The sequence below is a fragment of the Mesorhizobium sp. M1E.F.Ca.ET.063.01.1.1 genome, assembly GCF_003998155.1.
Taxonomy (GTDB): domain Bacteria; phylum Pseudomonadota; class Alphaproteobacteria; order Rhizobiales; family Rhizobiaceae; genus Mesorhizobium.
Window position 1 is genome coordinate 1 of record NZ_RZSC01000779.1, and the last position, 2,682, is coordinate 2,682.

General features: G+C 66.4%; 3 protein-coding genes and 1 pseudogene. 1 reads left to right on the top strand and 3 read right to left on the bottom strand.

Going from position 1 to position 2,682, the window contains the following annotated elements:
* The coding region (locus tag EOA29_RS32185) for a TOBE domain-containing protein (RefSeq protein WP_348628928.1) at positions 1-200 on the top strand (200 nt) is incomplete at its 5' end.
* A gap of 25 nt (positions 201-225) precedes the next feature.
* Here the strand turns inward: EOA29_RS32185 and EOA29_RS32190 are convergent.
* The 3 genes and pseudogenes from EOA29_RS32190 to EOA29_RS32200 form a co-directional block, all read right to left on the bottom strand.
* Positions 226-1,011, bottom strand: a complete 786-nt coding sequence (locus EOA29_RS32190; protein ID WP_245464874.1) for a DeoR/GlpR family DNA-binding transcription regulator — start codon at positions 1,009-1,011, stop codon at positions 226-228.
* Positions 1,012-1,129: 118 nt separating this feature from the next.
* On the bottom strand, positions 1,130-2,431 hold the full coding sequence (locus EOA29_RS32195; RefSeq protein WP_126091828.1) for an FAD-binding oxidoreductase: 1,302 nt from the start codon (positions 2,429-2,431) through the stop codon (positions 1,130-1,132).
* Between the two features lie 2 nt (positions 2,432-2,433).
* Positions 2,434-2,682, bottom strand: a pseudogene (locus EOA29_RS32200) (glutamine synthetase); the annotation flags it as partial.

Here is a 2,682-nt window from a genome sequence, read left to right on the forward strand (position 1 = left end):
CGGGAAACGCGTCGCTCGCCGTCGAGATCGTCGACGCCGCCTTCTTCGGTGACCGCCGCCGCGTCGTGGCGCGCACCGCGTCGGGCGACGAGATCGACGTCAGGCCGACCTCGGACGCCGCGGAGCCGGACAGCGCCGATGCCGCTTCGGGCCGGCAGATCTTCTTCGATCCCGCTTCGGCATTCCTGTTTCCGGCTTGAAGTCCGATTGGCTGCGCCGGCTCCGTCAGCCGGCAAAGACGTGAAGCTCGGCGCCCGCCTCCTCGATCGCGGCGCGGAGTTCCGGCGCCGGCTCGCTGTCGGTGACGACATCGGAAAGCTCACTCAAAGCGCAGACCCGTTCTAGGCTGCTGCGGCCGAACTTGTCGTTGGTGACGACCAGCATCGTCGACAGCGATCGCGCCATCATCGCCCGCTTCACCGCCGCCGCGCCGGAGATCATATCGCTCGGCCCTTCGGCATTCACGGCCGAAGCGCCAATGATGGCGATGTCGGCATTGTAGCGGTGTACGAATTCGACCGTGTCCTCACCGAGCACGGCGGCCTCGCGGCTGTCATAGGTGCCGGGGCAAAGGATCACGCGAAAGCCCGGATTGGCGCCGGCAACCGAGGCGACACCGATGGAGTTGGTGATGATCGTGAGTTCCCGGCCGAGCAGGGAGAGGCCGCGCGCGACCTCGTAGGTGGTCGATCCGCCATCGATCATCACGATGCCGCCTTTCTCGATCAGGCCGGCAGCGCCCCGCCCGATGCGGGCGCGCTCCTCGACCATGGTGAGGCCGCGTTCGGCGATCACCGGCTCGGACGTCATCAGCGAGATCGTCGCGCCGCCATAGGTGCGGTTGATCAGCCCGGCCTCGCCGAGCTCGATGAGATCGCGGCGGATGGTCTCGCCGGCGACTCCGATGCGCCGGGCGAGCTTGGAGATGCGGATCGATGCCGAGCGCCTGACCTCCGACAGGATAAGCTCGTGTCGCTGCTTCTTGGTCAGTTTGCCCGGCTCGATATTCATCGCTCTTCCTTTGCCGCGACCCTGTCACCGACCCACAATGACGAACGCCAACCGCGCCGGGATTCATCCCCGGCGCCAGGACATTAGCCATGCCGACGCGGCCGGGAAAGCCGGCGCATCAATGCCTCAGCCGGTCGCGCATGGCGTACCACAACATGCCCAGCACATAGAGCGGCCCGCGCAACGCGGTGCCGCCTGGGAACGGCAGTGGCGTCAGCGTCGAGAACAGGTCGAGCCGCGAGGCGTCGCCCGTGATCGCTTCCGCGAGCAGCTTGCCCGACAGCGTCGACAGGATGACGCCCTTGCCGGAATAGCCATGCGCGAAATAGACCTCGCCATAGTGCCCGACATGCGGCAGGCGCGATGTCGTCACCGACACCAGGCCGCCCCAGGCGTGATCGATCCGGCAGCCCTTGAGCTGTGGAAAGGTCTTTTCCATATGCGGCCGAACGAAGCCGGCGATATCGGCCGGCGGCGACGGCGTATAGCGCTCGCCGCCGCCGAACAGCAGGCGGCCGTCCGCCGACATGCGGTAGTAGTTGACCACGAAGAGCGTGTCGGAAACCGCGACATTGGACGGGATGACATTGCGTTCGCCCTCCAGTGGTTCGGTGGCGACGATGTAGTTGCCGATCGGCATGATGCGGCTGTTGACGCGCGGCTCCAGTCCCTCGAGCAGCGCATCGCCTGCCAGCACGACATGCCGGGCGCGGACCGAGCCCTTGTCGGTGAACACGCGGATGGACGGCTCGCGCTCGAGGCGCACCGCAACCGAGTTCTCGTGGATGGCAACACCTGCGGCGGAAGCGGCGCGCGCGAGGCCCAGCGTGTAGTTCAGCGGGTGCATGTGGCCGCCGAGCTTTTCGAAGGATGCGCCGTGATAGGGCGTGTCGACCATTCGCCGCGCCTCCGCCGCCGACAGGATCTCGACATGCGGAAAGTTCATCACCTTGGCGAGGCACTCGGCCTCCTCCTCGAAGTCTCGCATGTCCGAGCCGTTGACCGCGCCGACCAGATGACCGGTCAGGCGAAGATCGCAGTCGATGCCGTGGCGCTCGATGATGTCGAGCACCAGACCCCGCGCCTCGAAGGCGAGGTCGAACAGCGCCTTCGCCCGTTCCGGTCCGAACGCCTTGACCAACCCCTTGGCGCCCTTGCGAAGGCCGGGGATCATCTGGCCGCCATTGCGCCCTGATGCGCCCCAGCCGATCTTGCCGCCTTCGAGCAGCACCACTTTCAGGCCGCGTTCGGCGGCATGAAGCGCCGCCGACAAACCTGTGCAGCCGCCGCCGACGACCACCAGGTCAGCTTCGACATCGCTGGCGAGCGCCGGATGGTCCGGCGCCGGATTGGCGGTGGCGACATAGTAGGATTTGCCGATATCGAGACCGGAATTGAAACCCGTCGAACTGGAAGCCATAGTCACACCTTGAGCAGCAGATGGTCGCGTTCCCACGCCGTCACCACGGTCTGGAACAGGTCGAGCTCGACGCTCTTCACGCGCAGATAGGTCTGGGAGAAATCCTCGCCGAGCAGCGCCCGCACCGGCTCGCAGGCAGCGAAGCGGTCGAGCGCTTCCTCCATGGTTTTCGGCAGCGTGCTCTGGCTGCGATAGGCATTGCCGGAGGCCTCCGGCGAGCGGGCAAGCTTCTCCTCGATGCCGAGATAGCC

Excerpts from the sequence above, each read along its gene's own strand:
- EOA29_RS32190 (WP_245464874.1), bottom strand. The coding sequence starts at position 1,011 with ATGAATATCGAGCCGGGCAAACTGACCAAGAAGCAGCGACACGAGCTT.
- EOA29_RS32195 (WP_126091828.1), bottom strand. The coding sequence starts at position 2,431 with ATGGCTTCCAGTTCGACGGGTTTCAATTCCGGTCTCGATATCGGCAAA.